This is a genomic window from Acinetobacter sp. NEB 394, from assembly GCF_013374795.1.
Taxonomy (GTDB): domain Bacteria; phylum Pseudomonadota; class Gammaproteobacteria; order Pseudomonadales; family Moraxellaceae; genus Acinetobacter; species Acinetobacter johnsonii.
The window spans coordinates 471,295-494,531 of the sequence record NZ_CP055277.1 but is presented as its reverse complement, the minus strand read 5'-3'; the positions used below and the strand labels follow the sequence as shown (position 1 = coordinate 494,531).

At 42.5% G+C, this 23,237-nt stretch carries 29 protein-coding genes; 14 read left to right on the top strand and 15 right to left on the bottom strand.

Translation table 11 applies throughout. The features are described from left to right. Window positions 1-24 precede the first annotated feature (24 nt). Both HUK62_RS02235 and def read right to left on the bottom strand, forming a co-directional pair. The gene (locus HUK62_RS02235) at window positions 25-462 is read right to left on the bottom strand and encodes a DUF2946 family protein (protein ID WP_176538431.1); all 438 of its coding nucleotides are present in this window, start codon (window positions 460-462) and stop codon (window positions 25-27) included. 90 nt (window positions 463-552) lie between these two features. Further along, the gene (def, locus tag HUK62_RS02230; protein ID WP_004684452.1) at window positions 553-1,086 is read right to left on the bottom strand and encodes a peptide deformylase; all 534 of its coding nucleotides are present in this window, start codon (window positions 1,084-1,086) and stop codon (window positions 553-555) included. A gap of 120 nt (window positions 1,087-1,206) precedes the next feature. On the opposite strand from def, the gene HUK62_RS02225 reads away from it, so the two are divergent. The 3 genes from HUK62_RS02225 to HUK62_RS02215 are packed head-to-tail and all read left to right on the top strand — an operon-like array spanning window position 1,207 to window position 4,132. Then, window positions 1,207-2,361, top strand: a complete 1,155-nt coding sequence (locus tag HUK62_RS02225) for a LysM peptidoglycan-binding domain-containing protein (RefSeq protein ID WP_176536980.1) — start codon at window positions 1,207-1,209, stop codon at window positions 2,359-2,361. Between the two features lie 22 nt (window positions 2,362-2,383). Then, window positions 2,384-3,517, top strand: a complete 1,134-nt coding sequence (dprA, locus tag HUK62_RS02220; RefSeq protein ID WP_176536979.1) for a DNA-processing protein DprA — start codon at window positions 2,384-2,386, stop codon at window positions 3,515-3,517. A gap of 45 nt (window positions 3,518-3,562) precedes the next feature. Beyond that, the gene (locus HUK62_RS02215) at window positions 3,563-4,132 is read left to right on the top strand and encodes a Sua5/YciO/YrdC/YwlC family protein (RefSeq protein WP_125281522.1); all 570 of its coding nucleotides are present in this window, start codon (window positions 3,563-3,565) and stop codon (window positions 4,130-4,132) included. 399 nt (window positions 4,133-4,531) lie between these two features. On the opposite strand, the gene HUK62_RS02210 is transcribed toward HUK62_RS02215, so the two are convergent. Continuing rightward, window positions 4,532-5,452 carry a DMT family transporter gene (locus HUK62_RS02210; RefSeq protein WP_176536978.1) on the bottom strand — a complete coding sequence of 307 codons (921 nt, stop codon included), beginning with the start codon at window positions 5,450-5,452 and terminating at the stop codon, window positions 4,532-4,534. Between the two features lie 335 nt (window positions 5,453-5,787). Between HUK62_RS02210 and HUK62_RS02205 the strand changes: the two genes are divergently transcribed. The 6 genes from HUK62_RS02205 to HUK62_RS02180 all read left to right on the top strand — a co-directional run bounded on the left by HUK62_RS02205 (window position 5,788) and on the right by HUK62_RS02180 (window position 9,859). Continuing rightward, entirely contained in the window at window positions 5,788-6,342 is a 555-nt protein-coding gene (locus HUK62_RS02205; RefSeq protein WP_176536977.1) for a hypothetical protein, read from the top strand. Between the two features lie 123 nt (window positions 6,343-6,465). Further along, window positions 6,466-7,011, top strand: a complete 546-nt coding sequence (locus tag HUK62_RS02200) for a glutathione peroxidase (RefSeq protein WP_004984048.1) — start codon at window positions 6,466-6,468, stop codon at window positions 7,009-7,011. Between the two features lie 197 nt (window positions 7,012-7,208). After that, window positions 7,209-7,583 carry an RcnB family protein gene (locus HUK62_RS02195; protein ID WP_176536976.1) on the top strand — a complete coding sequence of 125 codons (375 nt, stop codon included), beginning with the start codon at window positions 7,209-7,211 and terminating at the stop codon, window positions 7,581-7,583. A gap of 134 nt (window positions 7,584-7,717) precedes the next feature. Then, entirely contained in the window at window positions 7,718-8,308 is a 591-nt protein-coding gene (locus HUK62_RS02190) for a hypothetical protein (RefSeq protein WP_176536975.1), read from the top strand. 90 nt (window positions 8,309-8,398) lie between these two features. Continuing rightward, complete coding sequence (locus HUK62_RS02185) at window positions 8,399-8,842, top strand: AAA family ATPase (RefSeq protein WP_126038746.1); 444 nt, start codon at window positions 8,399-8,401, stop codon at window positions 8,840-8,842. Between the two features lie 81 nt (window positions 8,843-8,923). After that, a complete protein-coding gene (locus HUK62_RS02180; protein ID WP_176536974.1) occupies window positions 8,924-9,859 on the top strand; it encodes a hypothetical protein in 936 nt (311 codons plus the stop codon). 31 nt (window positions 9,860-9,890) lie between these two features. Here the strand turns inward: HUK62_RS02180 and HUK62_RS02175 are convergent, their stop codons facing one another. The 11 genes from HUK62_RS02175 to HUK62_RS02125 all read right to left on the bottom strand — a co-directional run bounded on the left by HUK62_RS02175 (window position 9,891) and on the right by HUK62_RS02125 (window position 18,764). Continuing rightward, complete coding sequence (locus tag HUK62_RS02175) at window positions 9,891-10,211, bottom strand: hypothetical protein (protein WP_176536973.1); 321 nt, start codon at window positions 10,209-10,211, stop codon at window positions 9,891-9,893. A 357-nt stretch (window positions 10,212-10,568) separates the two neighbouring features. Next, a complete protein-coding gene (locus tag HUK62_RS02170) occupies window positions 10,569-10,988 on the bottom strand; it encodes a F0F1 ATP synthase subunit epsilon (RefSeq protein WP_004684427.1) in 420 nt (139 codons plus the stop codon). A 26-nt stretch (window positions 10,989-11,014) separates the two neighbouring features. Continuing rightward, window positions 11,015-12,409 (bottom strand): F0F1 ATP synthase subunit beta, encoded by a 1,395-nt coding sequence (atpD, locus tag HUK62_RS02165; RefSeq protein WP_176536972.1) that lies wholly within the window; start codon window positions 12,407-12,409, stop codon window positions 11,015-11,017. 26 nt (window positions 12,410-12,435) lie between these two features. Beyond that, window positions 12,436-13,305, bottom strand: a complete 870-nt coding sequence (gene atpG, locus HUK62_RS02160; RefSeq protein WP_004684424.1) for a F0F1 ATP synthase subunit gamma — start codon at window positions 13,303-13,305, stop codon at window positions 12,436-12,438. Window positions 13,306-13,394: 89 nt separating this feature from the next. Beyond that, window positions 13,395-14,939 carry a F0F1 ATP synthase subunit alpha gene (atpA, locus tag HUK62_RS02155; protein ID WP_004684423.1) on the bottom strand — a complete coding sequence of 515 codons (1,545 nt, stop codon included), beginning with the start codon at window positions 14,937-14,939 and terminating at the stop codon, window positions 13,395-13,397. A gap of 44 nt (window positions 14,940-14,983) precedes the next feature. Next, a complete protein-coding gene (locus HUK62_RS02150) occupies window positions 14,984-15,520 on the bottom strand; it encodes a F0F1 ATP synthase subunit delta (RefSeq protein WP_176536971.1) in 537 nt (178 codons plus the stop codon). A 12-nt stretch (window positions 15,521-15,532) separates the two neighbouring features. Then, complete coding sequence (locus tag HUK62_RS02145) at window positions 15,533-16,003, bottom strand: F0F1 ATP synthase subunit B (RefSeq protein WP_004684420.1); 471 nt, start codon at window positions 16,001-16,003, stop codon at window positions 15,533-15,535. Window positions 16,004-16,041: 38 nt separating this feature from the next. Beyond that, window positions 16,042-16,287, bottom strand: coding sequence for a F0F1 ATP synthase subunit C (gene atpE, locus HUK62_RS02140; RefSeq protein WP_000424060.1), 246 nt, complete (start codon window positions 16,285-16,287; stop codon window positions 16,042-16,044). A gap of 84 nt (window positions 16,288-16,371) precedes the next feature. Beyond that, the gene (gene atpB, locus HUK62_RS02135) at window positions 16,372-17,247 is read right to left on the bottom strand and encodes a F0F1 ATP synthase subunit A (RefSeq protein ID WP_004684418.1); all 876 of its coding nucleotides are present in this window, start codon (window positions 17,245-17,247) and stop codon (window positions 16,372-16,374) included. Between the two features lie 107 nt (window positions 17,248-17,354). Beyond that, entirely contained in the window at window positions 17,355-17,753 is a 399-nt protein-coding gene (locus HUK62_RS02130; RefSeq protein WP_176536970.1) for an ATP synthase subunit I, read from the bottom strand. A gap of 171 nt (window positions 17,754-17,924) precedes the next feature. Continuing rightward, the gene (locus HUK62_RS02125) at window positions 17,925-18,764 is read right to left on the bottom strand and encodes a zinc ABC transporter substrate-binding protein (RefSeq protein ID WP_176536969.1); all 840 of its coding nucleotides are present in this window, start codon (window positions 18,762-18,764) and stop codon (window positions 17,925-17,927) included. Between the two features lie 141 nt (window positions 18,765-18,905). Here HUK62_RS02125 and HUK62_RS02120 point away from each other — a divergent pair, with 141 nt between their 5' ends. From HUK62_RS02120 to HUK62_RS02105, 4 genes are read left to right on the top strand one after another with little or no spacing between them, the layout of a single operon-like run. Next, window positions 18,906-19,400, top strand: a complete 495-nt coding sequence (locus tag HUK62_RS02120; RefSeq protein WP_004984035.1) for a transcriptional repressor — start codon at window positions 18,906-18,908, stop codon at window positions 19,398-19,400. Then, on the top strand, window positions 19,385-20,167 hold the full coding sequence (znuC, locus tag HUK62_RS02115; protein ID WP_176536968.1) for a zinc ABC transporter ATP-binding protein ZnuC: 783 nt from the start codon (window positions 19,385-19,387) through the stop codon (window positions 20,165-20,167). Before HUK62_RS02120 ends, znuC begins: the two co-directional genes overlap by 16 nt. A gap of 3 nt (window positions 20,168-20,170) precedes the next feature. Further along, window positions 20,171-20,971 (top strand): zinc ABC transporter permease subunit ZnuB, encoded by an 801-nt coding sequence (gene znuB, locus HUK62_RS02110; protein ID WP_176536967.1) that lies wholly within the window; start codon window positions 20,171-20,173, stop codon window positions 20,969-20,971. Between the two features lie 4 nt (window positions 20,972-20,975). Further along, complete coding sequence (locus tag HUK62_RS02105; protein ID WP_010325640.1) at window positions 20,976-21,473, top strand: DUF523 domain-containing protein; 498 nt, start codon at window positions 20,976-20,978, stop codon at window positions 21,471-21,473. Here the strand turns inward: HUK62_RS02105 and HUK62_RS02100 are convergent. Then, entirely contained in the window at window positions 21,454-22,074 is a 621-nt protein-coding gene (locus tag HUK62_RS02100; RefSeq protein WP_176536966.1) for a LysE family transporter, read from the bottom strand. The two genes, HUK62_RS02105 and HUK62_RS02100, sit on opposite strands and share 20 nt — an antisense overlap. A 161-nt stretch (window positions 22,075-22,235) precedes the next feature. Between HUK62_RS02100 and HUK62_RS02095 the strand changes: the two genes are divergently transcribed. Further along, window positions 22,236-23,156 carry a Dyp-type peroxidase gene (locus tag HUK62_RS02095; RefSeq protein ID WP_176536965.1) on the top strand — a complete coding sequence of 307 codons (921 nt, stop codon included), beginning with the start codon at window positions 22,236-22,238 and terminating at the stop codon, window positions 23,154-23,156. The last annotated feature ends 81 nt before the right edge of the window (window positions 23,157-23,237 follow it).

Sequence of the window (23,237 nt, the reverse complement as noted above, 5' to 3'; positions counted from 1 at the left end):
GACTCGAAAAATATATGTCTAGGTTTATACAAACAGTGGCGGTGCTCGCCCTTGAGGTAGTAAAAAGAGTTGTTGCAGTGCAAACCAAACATGCGCAAAGGCTTTTTGGAATGCAATTAAACGGACTTGAATACGGTCCAGTACCGCTTTTAACTCTAAATCAGGCGGCAACACAAGATTGCCATATACCGTACAGTATTGGCATTGATGACTTGCATCATGATGATGGTGTTCGGCAGGTTGTGAACTGAGTTCATGCTGAGCCTGCATTTCATGATGATGTGTGGAATGCTTTTCAGCATGAGAACTGAGATGTTCAACTGGTTTGAGTAAAAGCGCACGCGAAATGGTTTCACAGACCGGCGCAATTTGATATTGCGTCGGGAGCAAAGGCTGTAAAAAAACAGCAATCTGTAAAAACACGGCTACACAAGACAGTAGCAACGCAGCTCTAAAAAACAATCCATTCCATCCGAATTGAGAACGCGGCCAGTATAACAAAGCCCAATCGAAATTGGGCTCACTGTAAAGATGATTTTTAAGCAAAAAAACTTAACCGCGTTTCACAGCCACTTTGTCTTTTTGGCGCTGACGAGTCAATTTTTCTACTTTTTCACGTGCGCGTTGACGCTTCAATGGTGACAAATAGTCGACGAACAATTTGCCATTTAAGTGATCCATTTCATGTTGAATGCAAACAGCGAGAAGTTCGTCAGCTTCGATCTCAAATGCTTGACCTTCAAGGTTAATTGCTTCGATCTTTACGCGTGACGGGCGCTCAACTTTGTCGTATATTTGGGGAACTGATAGGCAGCCTTCTTCATAGGGCTGCGTTTCTTCAGTCAATGGGGTAACTTTGGGGTTAATGAATACCAAAGGTTGATCTTTATGTTCAGATAAGTCCATGACAATCAACTGAATATGACGATCAACTTGTGTCGCGGCAAGTCCAATGCCTGGCGCTTCATACATGGTTTCAAACATATCTGCAGCCAGCTGACGAATTTCATCAGTAACTTCTTCGACGGGTTCTGCAATGGTACGAAGACGGGGATCAGGAAAACTTAAAATAGGTAATAAGGCCATACTGCGTCCTCAATTATGCCATTGATCAAAAAACCAAATGAAGGGAATGCTTGATCAAAAAAATGTGTGTAATATCGTTATTATAACGCAACTACATACATAATTTTAGGAATTATGATAATGAAAAAGGTTTTTATGGGCATGCCATCTTTTAGTGCCTTGGGGTTTAAGCAACACATGTTAGCACTTGCCGTTTGCGTAAGTGTTGGCGCTGGCGTCATTTCAACAGCTCAAGCGGCGCCTACACGAAATTACAATCCACCTGCTTTAAAAGCCAATGCACCGAATGTTTATGTGGTGAAAAAAGGCGATACCCTGTGGGATATTTCTAAACGTTTCCTAAACAATCCTGTGCGTTGGCCTGAAATTTGGGCCAGCAATAGACACGTCAAAAATCCGCATTGGATTTTCCCAGGTGACCGCTTACTGATGTGTACTCATGAAGGCCGTCCAATTATTGGTAAAGATGAAGGCGATGGCTGTGAAGGGATCATTCGTCGTTATACAGGCGGCACCAAACTTCAACCTCAAGCACGTGTTGAATCTTTAAACAATGCCATTCCTGTCATTCCACTGGAATACATTAAAAACTGGCTTGAACACAGCACTATTCTTTCAAAGGAATCTTTAGAAGGTACGCCGTATATCGTCGGTGCTGCCGATCAGCGTGTGATTGCAGGTAAAGGTCAAACCGTTTATGCACGTGGCCAAGGCATTGAAGTCGGTCAACGCTACGCGATTTACCGTGAAGGCGAACCATACATTGTGACGGATGCAGAGGGCAAAAAACAAAATCTAGGTCTAGAATTGACTCAGGTTGGCTCAGCCATTGCCATTCGTGGTGAAAATGACATGTCCACTTTAGAAATCACAGATTCGTATAATTCTGAAGTACGTCGTGGTTATCGCGTACTGCCTGAATACGACGCCATGCTTCCAACCTTGTTCTACCCAACGCATGCACAAGATGTGACTGATGGTGGACAAGTGATTCGTGTTCAAGGTTCGATTGGTCTAGCTGCGAAGCATTCAGTTGTAACCATTGACCGTGGCACAGTGGATGGCGTTCAATCGGGTTATGTGTTCTCGGTTAGTCAAAAGGGTCAAGAAATTCGTGATCCGAAAACCAATGAAAAACTGACCCTTCCAACGGAACGTATCGGCAACATCATGGTGTTTAAAACCTTTGACCGTGTCAGCTATGCTTATGTGCTCGACAGCGAACTGCCAATGAACTTGGGCGCGAAACTTTCTCCATCTGTTGTGGATGAATAATCTGTTGTCTTAAGGTGTATACATGCTGAACTCTTTATCACATGAACAGATTGCAACAATCACCCTGTGGTATTTAGTTCAGCATTCTTTATCGAGCTTTCAAAAACTACAACAACATTTTGGCACAAGCACAAAAGCCGTTGCTGCTTCCAATCTTCAGATCTGGCCAAATCTCGGCTTACACAAAAGTCATCTACAACGTGTCGTAGAAATTCAAACACCTGCTGGACAAACCAAATTACAAACTTTATTGCATGACGTCCAAGCCAGTTGTGATTTTATTTTGCTTGATACTGAAAGTCATTATCCCTCGCAACTGCTGCCCTATTCTGACCGGCCACCGATTTTATTTGGTCAGGGTAATCCACAAAGTTTACTCCAACCTCAAGTTGCTATCGTTGGCAGTCGAAAACCCAGTCCACACGGCAAACAAGTGGCTTATGACTTTGCCTATTACCTCGCCGAAAAGGGCTTTTATATTTGCAGTGGTTTGGCTGAAGGCATTGATGCAGCGGCACATCAGGGCGGCTTAAAATATCAACGTACCATTGCAGTGATGGGCACGGGCTTAGATCTCACTTACCCGTCCCAACATCAAGCCCTGCGTACGCAAATATTAGAAAATAATGGCTGTATTATTAGTGAATTTTTACCACATACACCGCCTTTACAGCATAATTTTCCACGGCGCAACCGCATCGTCAGTGCATTGAGTTTAGGGGTTGTGGTTGCAGAAGCCGCACTCAAAAGTGGCTCTCTTGGTACAGCCAAATCTGCTGCTGAACAAGGGAAAACCATTTTTGCGATCCCCGGTCATATTTACAGTGAACACCATCAAGGCTGTCATCAACTGATCCGAGAAGGGGCGATTTTGGTCGATCATCCTGAGCAAATCATTGAAGACTTGGCACTCCCCACTCAATGGTATAGCCAATCCCAGTCACAAGAAACCACCCCAAGCGCTAGTATTGAGATCCCATCTGATTTACTCGAACTTTATAATCAACTGGATTGGGTGGGACAAAATATGGATCAACTTAATTTCAAACTTAACACCGATATTGCCACACTCACCAGCCAGTTAATGGAACTGGAAATTTTGGGGCTTGCACAACAACAAGCTGGCAATTATCTGCGTTGCCGTTCCAGCCAATAAGGTTCACAATAACCCTTTATGAATCAATAAAAGGTACAAAGTGTAATGATTACCACCTCTGTGACTGAAGCGGCGCAATGTTTAAAACAAGGTCAAGTTTTAGCATATCCAACAGAAGCAGTATGGGGTTTAGGCTGTGATCCGTATAACGAACAGGCCTTTCTAGATATTTTGCAGATTAAGCAACGCCCGATTGAAAAAGGGGTAATTTTACTGGCTGGGCAAATTGCTCAAGTTGAACCGCTTTTAGAACATTTAGATCCTCACATCCGTCAACAAGTGATCGACAGCTGGAGCGATCGCAGTCCATCAGAACGCGCAACCACGTGGTTGTTACCTGCAAATAAACATATTCCAACATGGATTAAAGGCAATCACCCTAAAGTTGCTGTACGGGTAACCACACATCCGATTTGTGTGGCACTTTGCAATGCCTTTCAAGGCTTCATAGTCTCAACCAGTGCCAACCCTGCTGGATTATCACCTGCCCGCTCATTACAAGATGCCAACCAATACTTTGCGCAACAAGTGAATTATCTAAATGGTGACCTAGGCTTGAGCCAAGAACCGAGTCGCATACTCGATGCCGAAACTGGAGCAGTGGTTCGTGCCTAAAAGCGTGCTATTTCTCAGGATTTTTACTGAAAAATAGATAAAAAAAAGCTCAGCCATATAGGGATGGCTGAGCATAAAAAAGGATGTGTAATCACATCCAGAGGGTCTGAAAACTGATGAGCAAACACTTAATACCCGTTTTGACATTGGCCTAAGTTTGCAGTGGGCGTATTATGTAGCAAATTGCTTTTCTAAACAAATAGATTTTTTATATTAAAAACAGCGTTAAAACGCTGATTAATGGAGATAATTAAATTATAATTCAAATTATCTACCTATTTTTAATCAGCTTTTGCATACATTAAATACATAAACTATCTGAAATAGCATTAATAAATTAACTTATTAATGAATTATTCTATTAAAAAAACAACTCAAATGATCGTTTTTTAATCAACATCAATCCATCGAGTTTGCTAAAGGTGCCGTTTTTAACGCTGTTTTACGCTGTGCCAGTAAAATACCACAGATAATGACCACGCCACCGACCGTATGATAAACCGTCCACGCCTCTTTCAACCAGACATAGGCAATCACTGCGGTAAAGACCGGCATCAAGTTCATAAAAATACTGGTTCGATTCGGCCCTAAATGGGTAATGGCCAACATCCATAGTAAAGGGGCAACTAAGGAAGGGAAAATGCTGGCATACATAACACTTGCCGCATTTTGACTATTGATTGAATCGAGACCGAAATAGGCAATAAAAGGTAAATGGTAAAGCAGTGCAAAAAAGATCTGCACATAGAGGCTCAACATCAAGGGAATTTGCAATTGCCACTTTTTCAAAAACACCCCATAAAAGGCATATAAGAATACCGCAACCACCATCAGGACATCACCCAAATGCCCACCCGATTGAACTAAGCCTGCAAGATTGCCCTGCCCAATGATATAAACCAAACCTGCAAAAGATAAAATACTCCCGATCATCGCAAAACGATTTGGAATATCTTTTAAAATCAGCAGAGAAACAAAAATGGTAAAGATCGGAATAAAGGCATTAATCAGTCCCATATTGGTCGCAGTTGTATAGTGCGCTGCGGTATAGGCTAAGCCCTGATACAACACCAGGCCAAATGCACTTAGCACTGCCAACTGCCCCAAATGCGCTCGGATTAATGCCCACTGCCGACATAAAGGTCGCACGACAAAAGGTGTTAACAGAATGAAGGCAAAGAACCACCGATAAAAACTAATACTGACTGGCGAAATGAAATCAGCTACATAACGCGTAACGACAATATTGATCGACCAAATGAGTACGGCAATGATAGGGAGACTCAAAGCCCAATACATACGTTGTGGTGTGGTACTCATTCTTTTTCCCGTTTAGCTTTTGTTTGCAAAATTTAAATGAATGGTAAAACATTTTTATGATTTATTCGAATATCATTTGGGTATCACACATAATTGATACATTTATCTTAAAATATAAAATTCATAAAAAACATAATATTAAGATGATGCAAAACTATACATTTCAATAAATTGATGCATTTCAGCAGCTTCACTCTACAAAAACACCATAGAACAATGTCAACGATCTCTGCATCGTATTGATGCTGTTCTAGCGAACGTATTTTTTAATTGATTGGTCATTGCTCTTAGACTCTGGCCTACAAAAACATATTTCCCGATAGAAGGATGTCGTTATGAAAAAGTTACTTTTAACCACAGTTTGTATGGCCACACTTACTTTGGCTGCGTGCGAAAAAAAAGGAACTGAGCCAGCCGTTGAACAAACGACGTCTGCATCTGAAGCGACCTCAACCGAAGCAACCACTATCGTTGCTAATCATAGCAATAACAATATTGCCGATATTCAAGCCGATTTGTTAGCCGTACAAACGCTATCGAATGCCAAAGCTCAAGAAGCCACCGCGTTTCAAAAAGAAGTGAGTGCAACCTTAGAGAAAAAGGATCCCGCTCAAATTAAAAATATGGTTGAAAAAACAGAAACCTATGTGAAGCAATTTAATGATGAATTAGATGCCTTAACCTTAAAAAGTGCTGAAGTAGATGCTTTACGTGAAAAAATGCAGGACGCCAATGATCTGGGTGTCGAGCTCACCAAAGAAAGTACAAAAACAACGCCAGATAGCGCGAAAATCACCGAACTTCAAAACAAAGCGACTGAATTGCAGAAATCGATCATTGCTGACGTAACGGCTTTGGAAGCGAAAGTCAAAGCGGCTCCAGCGTCTTAATGACCTCCCTACCCTTTAAAGCAAGCCTTGGCTTGCTTTTTTGTTGCGATCAATCCGCAAATGGGCGTGACTTTGTCGAACGCTTCCAACACAATAAAATGCACATCGTATAAGGACACGCAAATGAGCACTTCGATTTATAATATTCCAGTCAAATCCATTCAGGGCGAAGACATCAACTTAAACCAATACCAAGGTAAAGTTCTCCTGGTGGTGAATGTGGCATCTAAATGTGGCCTCACACCGCAGTACGAAGGTTTAGAAAAACTCTATCAAGACAAAAAATCACAGGGTTTAGAGATTCTAGGTTTTCCTGCCAACAATTTCTTGGCACAAGAACCGGGTTCAGATGCTGAAATTCAAGAATTCTGCTCTTTAAACTATCAAGTGGATTTCCCGCTTTTTTCAAAAATCTCGGTTGCTGGGGATGATAAGCATCCACTATATGAAACGCTCACCCAAGCGGTGCCTGAACGCATTGGTGAAGGCCCTTGGTGGAAAGACTTGGTAGACTATGGTTTAACACCGAACGAACCACCTGAAGTGCTGTGGAACTTCGAGAAATTCTTAATCAATAAAAATGGCGAAGTGGTTGCGCGTTTTGCACCGGACATTACAGCCAATGATCCGCGTATTGTCGATGCTATCAATGCTGAATTGGCCAAATAAGCCAGAAGCTGTTTATAAGCAGTCGAATTTAACGGCTGCTTATATTTTATTTTTTAAATGAATAATGGCACTCGAATCGGCTCAATCTTCATGATTTCTTCTTTATTTTGATGATTTTACAACACTTCATTCACGATCAATCAAATACTTCACTCTATGATGCATCTATCCGCTCAAGACAACCAAAAGTGAAGCTCATGAATACCTTTATAAAAGCAGCTATTTTATCTATCTCAACGGCATTGATTGCCCTTCCTACACTAGCAGCACCACAAGAACAACATCAGCAACATCACGCAGCTCAGTCACACGGACATGCGCAACAGCAGACATCAAATGGACATCAACAGCCAACTCAAGCCACTGTCAAAAAAGCCAACCGTCCATCTCAAGACTGGAAAGCCGGTCAAAAACTCCCAAGCGCTTACCATAGCAATGCCTATAAAGTAGATCACCAAAAATACAAAAAACTCAGCAAACCGGCTAAAAACCAACAGTGGATTAAAGTGAATGGCGACTATGTACTGACAGACATTCGTAATCATTCCATTATTAAAATCATTGCTGGTTAAACTGCTGTAAATGAAGAGTGCTCAGGCACTCTTTTTTTGTTTTAAAAAGTTTTGTTATGACTTTGAAACCCAGCATTTTATCTACACATTTTGCCCTTATATTAAAAAACACATAGCCCAATATTGATTTGATGATGAAAAAACTTTTACAAAACTTAGTTCTTCCTTTTGCACTGTTTAGTTCAGGCATCCTACTCATTGGCTGTGAGCAAGCAACAGAGCCGAATCAGCAAGACATCCAGACTGAGTCATCTGAGCAAAACCAATCTGCGAGTACACAAAGCCCTGAAAAAGCTGAACTGAAAAGTGGCAACATGCTCTATATCGTGCGTGATGTGGCAGATATGCAATTAAAAGCAGGTGAATACGTCACTCAGCTGCAAGAAACCCAAAGTGACTTGCAGGCCGCAATTGAACAGCACGATCAGCAACAGTTGCAACACGCCGCGACAGCTTTACAACAACAGCTCACAGGTTTCAATAATGCCTTGAATGGCCTAAATCTTAAAACACAAGAAATCAATGATATCCGTGAAAAATTACTATCTGCCAACCAACAAGTTTTAGCTTCGCCTTTTTTAAATGGACAGGTGGATTTCAGCCAAGTCGACTTTAAAAAGATGCAACAGCAAATGGGCACTATTCAATCTGAAATGTTGAAACTCGCTTCAATGATGATTCCTCAGCAAGCTGAGAATGATAGCTCAAACACAAACCAATCTTAAAACATGTAAATATTGGTGCTTTCAGCAATAGAGTAGGAGAAAATGACTACAACCGTTTTCTCCTACTTTGATTGAGGCACGATTTCACACATGCAGCTGATTATTTTTATGGGCATCCAAGCTTCGGGAAAATCGAGCTATTATCTGCTGAATTTGGCACATAGCCATTTGCGCATCAACCTTGATATGCTGAAAACACGGCATCGTGAAAAAATCATTTTTGAAGCAGGACTGGCCTCAAAAACCAAAATGGTGATTGATAATACCAACCCTACGCCAGCCGATCGTGCGCGTTATATTGCCAGTGCTCAGGCCGCAGGCTTTGAAATTGTTGGCTATTTCTTTGAGACTGAGCTTAAAGGTGCACTGGAACGCAACCACTTACGTGAAGGCAAAGCCTGCATTCCTGAAGTCGGAATCAGAGCCACCGCTCAAAAATTTGAACCTCCACACTACGCTGAAGGCTTTGATGCACTGTATAAAGTTCGTATTCTTGGGCAAGGTGAATTTTCAATTTCACCCATACCGATTTGAAGCTTTAATGAAAAAACATTAACTATTTCTCATTTTTAAGCTACCATGTACAAATAAGAAACACAGAAAAACATTTTTATAATGAAAAAAGTCATTCTTGTGATCGCCTGTTTAGCAATCATCGTCTTTGGCGGGATGCACTTTTTAATGCCTGAAAAAACCACGCCACACTTAACCCAGTTTTTTTCTAAAGAGCATAAAGAAGTTCAACGTATTCAGGACTGGCTCAAATACAAACAACAACAGCAGTTACTTTTGGTCGATGTTACAAGCCCTGTCAGCCCCAAACAACAAGGTGCTTATGCTGAATACATCAAGCAAAAAATTGAGCTCAACCAGCAAAATATTCAGCGCCTGCAACTCAGCCGCTATCAGAGCAAAGCGTTTAAAGAGCTACAACAGCTTGAAATTCATGCGCTAGAGCAATGGAATACATTATTTCAGACGCATATTGTAGATGCCTTCGTTGAACAACAACATTTCACTGAAATTCCAGCCGAAGAATACCAACAATTTGATGCTGAAGCGCGCTATGCCTTACAAAAGCAAGAAATTTTGATTCTCGAACACTTACAACAATTGCTGCAACACAAGAGCCCATATCTGTCTGACATCGATCATAGCCTGCTCAGCGATTGGCTTTCTTACCAACTGATGCAACATGAAATTCATCCAGTGATCTCTGAATGGTTGGAAGTCGAAACAGATATGCCTCGCCGAAGCCGTCAAGATGCGATGCAAGACTTAAGGCTTTATAAGAGGTTTAACCCGAATACTGATGAATATAAGTACATCATGTCACTCGAAACACAGCTTTGGCATGCCGAACACCCATCTTCAAATTTACTTACGCAACCATCCACTACCATGTCAAATTCAGATATCGAAATCGATTCAGAGATTTTGATTCCTGAAGATAAGCCTCAGGTTGAGCAAATCAAAAAGCTGATCGAGACGCAGCACGATACCGTTAGCCGCATGATGTTCAGCCAATTGCGTCAGAGCTTTTTAAAATAATTTTAAAACAATGCTTTAAGCTCACACCTCATCAAAACGAGGACTGTTCCTGAGTTTTGCTCTGTGCTAACCATTCTTTAAAAGCCTTTTGCATGGCGTGACGCTCATATGGCTTGGCTAAACGTGATTCCATCATTGAGAAATCACCTTTATAAGCTGCTTCAATCATGGCTTTGGTCAGCTCCTGAATGCTCGCGCGACCCCGATGTTCATATTGCAATATTTCTTCTGAAGTCAGTACCAAGTCCCAACACGACACCACTGAACTCATATCGACTGCAATACTCAGATAATAATGCTCAAAATCTTGGTAAAGTTCCCAAAAGTGGGATTCATGCGCAATCAGGTTCATATTCATCTTCGCTTACAGAGAAGCTTTCAAAATATAACTTCTGTTGAATAAAAGATATGCAACTTTAGATAGCTATGTCCTTGCTTAACGAAATATATCAAGCATAGGAGCATTGATTCAGATGAATTTTAAAAATTGTGTATTCAAAATATTCTACAAGCCAGCGCACAGTTAAAAGACGAAGCACTATCATGCAAAACAAAGATTGCATGTATGCAGCAGACCAATCCAGTCCATTTGAACAATGACAACTAAGAAACCAACAAACTCATCATGAAATAAGCAATTGACGCCTTTTTATCAACTGACATAAAAAAAGCCACCTTTCGGTGGCTTTTTTTAATCTCAAACCGTCGCTTATTGAGCGCGGTTTTTGATTTTGCGGATGGTTTCCAACTGAGCAGCAGTTTCTGCAAGAGCAGCCAAAGCAGCAGCCGAGTCCAAGTCGCTCTTTTGATTTGCAAGCAATTGTTCAGCGTGTTTACGCGCTTCAAGAATTGCTGCTTCATCTAAGTTTTCTGCACGGACTGCAGTATCTGCAAGAACCGTAACAACATGCGGTTGAACTTCTAGAACACCACCAGATACATAGATTAACTCTTCTGTACCGTTTTCAAGCAGAACACGGATTGTACCCGGCTTGAGTAAAGTTACTAGTGGCGCGTGACCAGGCATAATACCTAATTCACCACCAGCACCTTTAGCAATTAACATCGTTACAGCGCCAGAGTACAAAGACTCTTGAACACTTACAACATCACACTGCATAGTCGACATGAGAATCTCCTAAATTAGGTAACTAATTAAAGTTTCTCAGCTTTAGCAATTACTTCGTCAATACCACCAACCATATAGAACGCTTGTTCTGGAATGTGGTCATATTCACCAGCTAAAAGACCTTTAAAGCCACGAATCGTTTCTTTAAGCGGTACAAGTTTACCAGGAGCACCAGTAAACACTTCAGCTACGTGGAACGGTTGAGAGAAGAAACGTTGGATTTTACGCGCACGGTAAACAGTCAACTTATCTTCTTCTGCAAGTTCGTCCATACCAAGAATCGCGATGATGTCTTTCAATTCTTTATAACGTTGAAGAACGTTTTGAACTGAACGAGCGATCTCGTAATGCTCAGCACCCACTACGAGTGGATCTAACTGACGTGAAGTTGAGTCAAGTGGATCGATCGCTGGGTAAATACCAGAAGATGCGATGTCACGGCTCAATACTACAGTTGCATCTAAGTGAGCAAACGTAGTTGCAGGCGATGGATCTGTTAAGTCATCGGCAGGTACATATACCGCTTGGATTGACGTAATAGAACCAGACTTAGTCGATGTAATACGTTCTTGAAGAACACCCATCTCTTCTGCAAGTGTCGGTTGGTAACCTACTGCAGATGGCATACGACCTAGAAGTGCTGATACTTCAGTACCTGCTAGTGTATAACGGTAAATGTTATCTACGAACAATAATACGTCACGACCTTTGCCGTTTTCGTCTTTCTCGTCACGGAAGTACTCAGCCATGGTCAAACCAGTCAACGCTACGCGTAAACGGTTACCCGGTGGCTCGTTCATCTGACCGTAGACCATTGCTACTTTGTCTAGAACGTTTGAGTCTTTCATCTCGTGATAGAAGTCGTTACCTTCACGAGTACGCTCACCAACACCAGCGAACACAGATAAACCTGAGTGCGCTTTAGCGATGTTGTTGATCAACTCCATCATGTTTACAGTTTTACCAACACCGGCACCACCGAACAGACCAACTTTACCACCTTTAGCGAATGGGCAAAGTAAGTCGATGACTTTAATACCCGTTTCTAAAAGGTCAGTAGAAGCAGCTTGTTCAGCATAAGAAGGTGCTTGACGGTGAATTGGCAAACGCGCTTCAGTTGCAACTGGACCAGCTTCGTCGATTGGGCGACCAAGAACGTCCATGATACGACCTAGAGTCGCTGTACCTACTGGTACAGAGATCGGTGCGTTAGAATTCGTTACGTTCAAACCACGCTTAAGGCCTTCAGTAGAACCCATTGCAATAGTACGAACTACGCCATCACCAAGTTGTTGCTGAACTTCTAATGTAGTTTCAGTGCCATCAACATGGAGAGCGTCATAGATCTTAGGAACGCTGTTACGTTCAAACTCGACGTCGATAACCGCGCCGATGATCTGAATGATACGACCGCTACTCATTGCTGTCTCCTCAATTCAAAATAATGTTAAACGGCAGCGGCACCACCAACGATCTCAGAAATTTCCTGAGTAATCGCGGCTTGACGCAGCTTGTTATAAATAAGTTGTAGGCTCTTGATCAAATCACCTGCGTTATCCGTTGCAGCTTTCATTGCAACCATACGAGCTGACTGCTCACACGCGATGTTTTCGATCACGCCTTGATATACCACAGACTCGATATAACGAACCAATAAGCCATTTAAAAGCTGTTCAGCTTCAGGCTCATAGATATAATCCCAACCGTATTGACGGTTAAGGGTCTTGTTTTCTTCAGCAGTTGCTAAAGGAACAAGTTGTTCGATTTTTTGATTTTGAGTCATGGCATTGACAAAGCCGTTTGACACGAGATAAATACGATCTAACTCGCCTTTATCAAATGCGTCTAACATCACCTGTACAGAACCAGATAACTGTTCAAGGCTTGGTGTATCACCGACATTTGTCGTAGCACCCAGCACTTTACCGCCGTAGTTTTTAAAAAACGAAACCGCTTTTTGACCAATTAAAGCAAATTGAACTTCAATTGACTGCTCTTGTTGCTGTTGTACGTGTTTAACCACTTTTTTGAACAAGTTAATGTTCAAACCACCAGCAAGGCCGCGATCTGAAGACACAATGATATAGCCAACGCGCTTTACAGGGCGTTCAACCATATAACGGTGTTTGTATTCAGGATTCGCTTGAACCAAGTGAGCAATTACACGGTGCATATTTTCGGCATACGGACGGCCTTGAGCCATGCGCTCTTGCGCACGACGCATCTTAGAAGCTGCTACCATCTGCATCGCGCGAGTAATTTTCTGCGTGCTTTTGATACTAGCTACTTTGGCGCGAATTTCTTTTAAATTTGCCATACGCTTAACCTAGTATTCGAAGGCCCTTTCGAGCCCTCGAAGGTTGATTCCGTGAACCAAACCAAAACTAAATCCAACTGAAGTTGAAATTAGTAAGTTTGAGTCGCTTTAAAGCTTTCAATACCTGCTTTAATTGCAGCTTCGATGTCTTTGTTGTAATCACCAGTTTCATCGATGTTTTGCATTAACGCAGCATTTTCTGAACGGAAGTAAGAGATTAACGCAGCATCAAAGTCTACGATTTTCTTCACTTCAACGTCAGCCATGTAGCCTTCGTTAGATGCATAAATTGAAACAGCTTGGTCAGCAATTGAATATGGAGCATATTGTTTTTGCTTCATTAATTCAGTTACACGTTGACCATGTTCAAGTTGCTTACGAGTTGCTTCATCAAGGTCAGAAGCGAACTGAGCAAACGCTGCCAATTCACGGTATTGCGCCAAAGCAGTACGGATACCACCAGACAATTTTTTGATGATCTTAGTCTGCGCTGAACCACCAACACGAGATACAGAGATACCCGCGTTCACAGCAGGACGAATACCTGCGTTGAATAATGATGTTTCAAGGAAGATCTGACCGTCAGTGATCGAAATTACGTTCGTTGGTACGAATGCAGATACGTCACCCGCTTGAGTTTCAATGATTGGTAATGCAGTTAATGAACCAGTTTGGCCTTTAACTTCACCATTCGTGAATTTCTCAACATAGTCAGCAGAAACGCGCGAAGCACGCTCAAGAAGACGTGAGTGAAGATAGAATACGTCACCTGGATACGCTTCACGACCTGGTGGACGACGTAATAACAATGAAATTTGACGGTAAGCAACAGCTTGCTTAGACAAATCATCATAAATGATCAGTGCATCTTCACCGCGGTCACGGAAGTATTCACCCATTGTACAGCCAGAGTATGGAGCCAAGTACAACATTGCTGCTGGATCGGCTGCAGCTGCTGCTACAACAGTGGTATACGCCATAGCGCCAGTTTCTTCTAGCTTGCGCACAACGTTAGCAATAGTCGATTGTTTTTGACCAATTGCTACGTATACACATTTAATGCCAGAGTTTTTCTGAGCGATGATCGCATCGATCGCCATCGCTGTTTTACCAGTTTGACGGTCACCAATGATCAACTCACGCTGACCACGGCCTACAGGGATCATTGTATCTACTGATTTATAACCAGTTTGTACAGGTTGATCCACTGATTGACGCCAAATTACGCCTGGTGCTACTTTTTCAACAGCATCAGTTAATTTTGCATCAATTGGGCCTTTACCATCAATTGGGTTACCCAAAGCATCTACTACACGGCCTAAAAGTTCTGGACCAACCGGAACTTCTAATACACGACCTGTGCAACGCGCTTTTTGACCTTCTTGAAGGCTTAAGTAGTTACCTAAAACAACGACGCCCACTGAATCCTGTTCTAGGTTCAGTGCCATACCGTATAAGCCGCCGTCGAATTCGATCATTTCACCGTACATTGCATCAGCAAGGCCGTGAATACGCACAATACCGTCGGAAACCATAACAATGGTCCCTTCGTTTTTAGCGGTCGCGCTGGTGTCCAGATCGCCGATACGCTGTTTAATGAGCGCACTGATCTCGGATGGATTCAGTTGTTGCATTGCGCTATACCTCAATCTTTTTAAAGTTCAGTCTTCATATGCAATTAAGCAAGAAGACGAGTCCGCATTTTTTCTAGCTTGTTAAGCGCAGAATCATCTATCACTTGGTCGCCTGCACGAATAACAACACCAGCAATAAGCTCTGGTTTAACTTCTACAGAAACATTTACTGCAGCTTCAAATTTTTTCTCTAAAGCATGTGCAAGTAATTGTTCTTGTACAGAAGTCAATGGGAATGCAGATTCAATCACTACATCCACAGTATTGTTATTCTGTGATTTGAGCTGCTCGTATTCAGCAGAAATTTCAGGAAGAAGCGCCAAACGGTTGTTTTCAGCAAGCAATGTCAAAAAGTTTGACACTGCTGCAGTTTGGTCTTCGCCTAATACTTTTGCAAAAAGACTTACCTGCTCAGCAGGAGTAAGCTCAGGGCGAGTTAATAAAGCTGAAAATGCTTCGTCTTGCACCGCAGCACTGAGCAAGTTCAATGCAGATGACCAAGAGTCAGTTGCATTTTGCTCAGAAGCGTAAGCAAATGCTGCTTTAGCGTACGGGCGTGCCAACGTCAAGAGTTCAGCCATAATCCGCCTCTCTTAAAGTTTAGCAGCCAGCTGAGTCAGCATGGCATTGTGAGCTTCAGCATCAACTTTTTGGCTAAGAATTTTCTCAGCACCTGTTACTGCAAGATCAGCAACTTGTTGACGTAATTCTTCACGAGCAGAATTGATTTCTGTATCAACAGCTTCTTTTGCTTGTTGACGAATACGCTCACCTTCAGCTGACGCTTGAGTACGAGCTTCTTCTACCAATTGTGCACCGCGACGGTTCGCTTGTTCGATCAATTGAGCCGCTTGCGCTTTCGCTGCATCTAATTCAGCTTTCACTTGAGCTTGCGCATCCGCAAGATCAGCTTTTGCTTTTTCAGCAGCGTTTAAGCCATCAGCGATTTTACGCTGACGCTCACTAATCGCATTGATTAGTGGTGGCCATACAAATTTCATGCAGAATGCGACAAACATCGCAAATGCAATCGCTTGGCCAATCAATGTGAGGTTGATATTCATTGCTATTCCTCAATAGTTTAATTTAGGAATTAAGCTGATTAACCTACAAATGGATTAGCAAAGATGAAGAACAAGCCAATACCAACACCGATCATAGGCACAGCATCAAGAAGACCCGCGATTAAGAACATACGAGTTTGAAGTTGTGGAGCCAATTCTGGTTGACGTGCAACAGCTTCAAGGAAGCGACCGCCTAAAAGACCAAAACCAATCGCAGTACCTAAAGCACCAAAAGCGATCAAGATAGCAGATGCAATTGCAACTAGACCTAAAGTGAGTTCCATGATAATTCCTCAGAGGTTAGGTTTATACCAAATTAAATTAAAAAATTGTGCGCCCAACCATCCAGTGATAGTTGGGCATTACCATTAATGCTTTTCGCTTGCCATGCTCAAGTATACGATAGTCAGCATCATAAAGATGAATGCTTGTAGCGTGATAACAAGAATGTGGAAGATCGCCCAAGGCACAGACAACGCCCATTGGATCCAGAACGGTAATAATGCGATAAGGATGAAGATTAACTCACCTGCATACATGTTACCGAAAAGTCGCAGAGCCAATGAAACTGGACGTGCAAGGAATGTTACTAATTCAAGAATTAAGTTCACTGGAATCAATAACGCTTTTGCAACTGGGTTACTTGGGTTAAATGGGTTAAGTGCTAATTCGCCAACGAAACCACCAATCCCCTTTTCGCGAATACTGTAGAACAAGATCAGTACAAATACAGATAAAGACATACCTAGGGTAATGTTTGGATCTGTAGAAGGTACAACCTTGAAGTAAACGTGATGAGGATCCATACCAAATACACTTGCACCAATCAGTTGAGCTGTATATGGAATAAAGTCAACTGGGATTAAGTCCATTGCGTTCATGAGGAAAATCCACACGAAAATGGTCAATGCAAGTGGCGCAATTAAGCGTGATTTGCCATGGAAAGTGTCGCGAACACTTGAGTCCACAAACTCAATGATCATTTCAATTGCAGACTGGAACTTGGTTGGAACACCAGAGTTTGCAGCTTTCGCTACGCACCAGAACAACAAACAGAAAATCACACCAAGAGTGATAGACCAACCCATTGAATCCAAGTGAATAGCAGTGAACCCCATCTGTTGAGCTTCTTCAGCAGTCTCAGCCAACTTCCATGAACCGTCTGGCATTTTGCCATAAGTCATATTCGTCAAGTGATGCTTGATATACTCGGTCGAAGTAAGGGCATGTTCTTCAGCAGCCATAAATCACACCTGGTCAATGTCAAATACAAATAGAGAGAACGAACATCGCGTGCTGCTTGATATCTCGTCCATCTCCTAAAAAACTTTTCAATTTTTTGTAGTGCTTATTAAACTCGTTTTTGTTGACGCGACACCCAAAATGGAGCAACCCACGTCATGGCTTGAACGAGCATAAAACCACAAAACAACGCCACCGCTGACAACGGTTTGACATTGCTTAAAATTAAAATGAAACCAACAATCACAATTGCAAACTTACCCATCATGCCTTTATACATGTTCGCAAGAACTTGTTTAGAAGCGCGAGCTCCTGCTGCTCGAAACGACTGCCATGAAAAATAGCAAGTCGCAAGCCAACACACGAGCGCACCTAATGCTGCACTCAGGGCTGCGGTTGAGTCTTTCACGACCCAGCCGATCAAGGCTGAAACAGGAATCATACATGCTTGTAAGAGGACTAAAGCTTTCGCTAATCGTCGGTCAATCAAGCGACTAGTTCGGCTCATTATTTATTCACTCACAACAATCATGCTTGACAAGTTTAGCTGATGATTATTTTTAATCGCAGGCATTATAGAGTTACACCCCTGAACATGCAATCTTTTCCCGACCTAAGTCGAGTTTTTTTCTATGTTTAAATTGCTTTTAAACTAATCAATTATTGTTTAATTTTTGCGTCACTTTCGCGCATTTAGCACACATTTATGCACATGATCGGCCAATTGCTTCCACGCGCTGACAAAATCCCCTGCCCCAGTCATGCTTTCATCAACAGCTTGGAAAACCAATGGGTTCAACTTTTGATATTGTGCTTGACTGGCATGCACTTCGGCCAAAAGGCACATCTTTGAATAAGGGCGGCTGTCATTTAAGTATTTGATTTGCGCAACCGTAGGGGCAATATGTGGGTCATCTGTCAAAGCGCCTGCAAAGCGTAAGTTTAAAGGTCGCTCAATGTATTGATAGGCATCATGAAAAGACCAATATGGGCGAGCTTGGGTACTTTGACTATATATAGCTGAGGCTTGCAACATTTTCTGAGCAAAGATTTTGGCATTGTTCCAGTAGCGCTCCTTATACTCAGGCATCTGCTGTGAACGGAGGCCTGCAATAAAGAAACCGATACGTACCGCATTGTTTGGGTCAAGCCAAACATGGGTATCAATGGTATTTTTTAAGGCATCACCACGGGTATTTCGTAGTGGTAAGGCATTGATAATGCCTGAATCTAAAATAGAAACTGCTTTATCATTGGGGGTCAGGAGTTTATCCAGCGGTGCTTCATGTGCTCGTCCCAGCCAAACAACCAAACCTGCATCGTGAATGATTTTACGATGCATTGGGGTCAAACTTACATCATGTCCAGATTGATCGGCCAATAATAAGGTTGGTTTTTCAATGCCTTTCGTCACTTCCTGTGCAATCAAGTAAATCGGCTGTGTAGAAACAACCAAGTCTTGCGTCCAAGCAACACTACTAAACAGCGCAAACGCAAAAAGAGCCAAGAAACGGGACATGGGGAGCAATCACTAGAAATACAATTAGTGTTATAATATAACAAATCGACAAAAATACCTATGCCTAATCGAAACTCTCTGCGCTTCATGTTAAGATTTAATGTCGTTTTTCTTTTATAAATTTTGCACTTGAGGTTTGTTATGAGCGCTTGTTCTCACGAACACCACCATGCTTTACATGATGTGCATGGTCATCACAACGTTGAGACGCGTTTGGCTGAAGCAGAAGTCTTGTGCGCAACAACTGGTGCGCGCCTAACCCCCTTAAGAAAAGAAGTCTTGGCATTGATCCTGAATGCGACAGGCCCGATGGGTGCGTATGATTTGTTGGCTAAAATTAAAAGCAATGCCGACCGCCCTGCTGCCCCACCGACGGTGTACCGCACCTTAGACTTTTTATTAGAAAAAGGCCTCATTCACCGACTCACCTCGATTAATGCCTATATCCCGTGTTGCCATCCACGCGAAGGCCATCAAGCCGCTTTTCTCATTTGCACTGATTGCAAGTCAGTGACAGAAGCCTCTGCCCAAGGATTATTACAACAACTCGATGCACTTTCCGCAGCCGATGGTTTTACGGCACAACATAGCATTATCGAAATTTCAGGAATTTGTCAGCAGTGTCGCCACAAATAAGCCTCGATCCGGTTCTGGTCGAACTCTCCCAAATTAGTGTTCGTATCGATGAACGCGACATTTTAAAGCATGTCGATTTTGTCTTACATGAACGGGAAATTGTGACCTTGATCGGCCCAAATGGTGCGGGAAAATCCACGCTCATTAAAGTGCTGTTGGGTATTGTGCACCCTAATGCTGGCGACATTAAAACAACAAAGCCACTCAAGTTTTCTTATGTACCCCAAAAATTTAATCCCTCACATAGCCTACCGCTTAGGGTGAAAGACCTTTTGGCTTTGGAAAAATGCGATCCTGTAATCAAGCAAGAAATTATCCACGATACTGGGATCAGCAAACTTGAAAATTCTAAAGTACAGCAGCTTTCAGGTGGAGAGCGCCAACGCGTTTTACTGGCTCGTGCACTGTTACGTCAACCCGATATTTTGGTTCTCGATGAACCCATGCAAGGCTTAGACATTCAGTCTGAAGCTGAGCTGTACGACTATGTACGCAGCTTACCCGCCAAATACGGCTGTGCTGTACTCATGGTTTCACATGACTTGCAGTGGGTCATGCAAGGGACTCATCGTGTAGTGTGTTTGAATAAACACATTTGTTGTAGCGGCCTACCTGAAAACGTGCAACAACACCCTGAGTATCAAGCCATTTTTGGTACCAACCGCGTGTTCTATCAACATCATCATGATCACTGCGCACATGGTGATAGTGCAACGCCTTGTCAGCATGACGCTCGCCCACACATTCACCCTGAACCGGAAGCTTAACTCATGATGGAATGGTTACAACTGCTGTTGCCTGCATGGATTATGGGCACGCTTCTGGTCTTTTTAACTGCGCCACTGGGCTGTTTGATGCTATGGCGCCGCATGTCTTTCTTTGCCGACACCATGGCACATGGCACGTTACTGGGTGTCGCGATTGCAGGAGCAATGGCGTTGCCCCTGTGGATGGGTGTAGCTTTTATTGCGGGGTTGTTGGTGGCAATCCTTTGGGTGTTGCATGATCCACGTTTACCAAATGATGCATTACTCGCACTCTGTTCTGCGACCTTGCTCTGCTCGGGTCTGATGTTTATTCAACACATTCCAAGCCTAAGGCCTGAACTGCTGAGCTATCTGTTTGGAGATCTGCTGCAAATTTCCTGGTCAGACTTACCAGTGTTTGCACTGGTGATCATTGCCGCTTTAGCGGTACTGTATACAAACTGGAAAGCCCAAATTCAGATTGCGATTGACCCGGATATGGCTGTTAGTGAAGGCGTCAGTGCGAAATGGCAACGTTTGATTTTTATGTTGCTACTGGCTTTATTTACCATTTTAGCGCTTCGTGCAGTGGGTTCTTTACTGATGGGTGCCTTGCTTGTCATTCCAGCACTTACCGCTCGACTACTTGCCCACTCTCCAAAACAAATGGTGATTTGGGCCTTTGTGATTGCGCAAATTGGGGTGACGGTTGGTTTATGGTCCAGTGCAGGACTGAATACCTCTACAGGGCTCAGCATTGTTTTAACCATGTCGATTCTGTTTGCGTTGATTTTTATCGCGCAGAAGTTTAAAAAATTGACATAACTAAATGAGCCATAAACGTTATTTTATCAGTGCATGTCTACTCGGACAAAAAGTCCGTTATGACGGCAAAGACTGCTTAGTCTCTGAGTTAGTTCAAGCTTTGCTCGATAAAAATTATGTCAGCTTATGTCCTGAAGTCAGTGCAGGACTTCCAACCCCGCGTCCCGCAGCAGAAATTCGCCACGGGTCAGGTGCTGATGTTTTATTAGGCCACGCACAGGTTTTTTCCTCAGATGGCCATCAGATTAGCGATGTCTTTATTCAAGGTGCTTACAAAGCTTTAGCATTGGCGCAAGCCAATCACGTTACCCATGCTGTGCTCAAAGCCAATAGCCCATCCTGTGGCAGTGATGGTATTTATGATGGCTCATTTACTGGACAAAAAATTGCAGGGGAAGGAATTACTGCCGCCCTATTTCGTCAGCACGGTATACATGTGGTTACCGAACAACAATTTTTAGCAGAACTGACGCAGACTAAACTTACTGATGAACCAAACTAAGCAATCCCGCCGCACAACTAAATAACACTGCGAAAGTACGATTGAGATATTTTTGCTGTCGCGGTGATGTTAAGAGTTTTAAAACTTTCGCTGCTAATCCCGTATATCCTGCCATCACAATCAAATCAATCGTGACCATCGTGACGGCCATCACAGCATATTGACTCCACTGCGGTTTAGACAAATCCAAAAATTGCGGTAAAACTGCCAATAAAAATACGATTGCTTTGGGATTGCTCATATTGATCAAAAAGCCATACATCACCAATTTGGAGCGTGACTTAGTCGGTTGTTCTTGTTGAATTTCAATCGATTGGATGGGTGCCATCCATTGTAAATAAGCCAAATACAATAAATAAGCCACACCAAACCACTTCACGGCCCAAAATGCCCACGGCGTTGTGGCAAAAAGTACCCCTACCCCAGCCGCCACAATACCGATCTGTACCAACAAGGCGAGTTGTAAACCCAGCGCATTCCAATAGCCATGCCAAAAACCGTAGTTAAGGCCACTCGACATTGACGCAATGGCCCCTGCCCCTGGAGAAATACTAATGATCCAACATGCGAGTACAAAGCCCAGCCAAATTTGAAATGACATAGTGGTATTGAGAAAAAAATGACCTTTAGATTATATGATCTTTCATGCTTTTAGGGTTTATTATTCATCAATGAATTTATCACTTAAGGCTATGAAGCTGAAACTGCATAAGGCACAATAAGTACAGCCAATAGAAATAACAATTTTTTTAGGAGCCATGAATGACCGCCCAATCTGTAATTCTACCATTACCTTCAGATCATGCCCGTTTTATTGTTTTACGTTTAAAAGATTTAAGTATTGATGAACTTAAAGAAAAATTAGAAGATTTATTTTCCACCCGTGATCGTCTTATTACCCAATATCCACATGCGCAAATTAAAACGGCTGTTGCTTTTGGCCCTGAACTTTGGGCACAACTTCATCCTACAGCGCCTGCAGGGTTTAAACAGCTAGAGCCAATTTATGGCTCTTTCAATATGCCTGTTTCACCTGCGGATGTTTTAATTCATATTGCGGCTCAGCGTACCGATATTTGTTTTGCCCTTAGTCAATCGTTCTTCGAAGGCATCCAAGATAAAGTTGATGTTTTAGATGAACGAGTCTGTTTCCGCAATTTTGATGGTCGAGATTTGACTGGTTTTATTGATGGTACTGAAAACCCGCAGTTTCCCGATGATCGTGCTGCAACGACATTATTAAGTGAAGATGCAGGAGTATTCGCAGATGGTTCTTTTATCTTTGCACAGCGCTATTGCCATGATTTGGAAAAGTGGAAAAAGCTAAAGGTTGATGCTCAAGAGCAAGTCTTTGGACGGACAAAACTTGAAAGTATTGAACTAGATGATGACGTTAAACCTGAAAATTCTCACGTTGCACGTGTCGTGGTTGAAGATGATAAAGGAGAGGAAATGGAAATCCTACGTCACTCTCTTCCATATGGCGATGGTAAAGGTGAGCAAGGTTTATTTTTTATTGCCTATACGAAAGATTTAAACATTATTGATGCGATGTTACTGCGTATGTTCGGCACCAGTGGTGATGGAATTCATGATCGTATGCTTCATTTTGTGACTCCTGTGGACGGTGCTTATTATTTTGCGCCGAGTGAGGAGTTGTTAGAAGAAGTGTTGGAAGGGTGATAAAAATCCATATCTCTATACTTTAAAAGTTGAATATAAATTTTCTTTACTAAAAAATATTAAAAAGAAAGGTATATAATT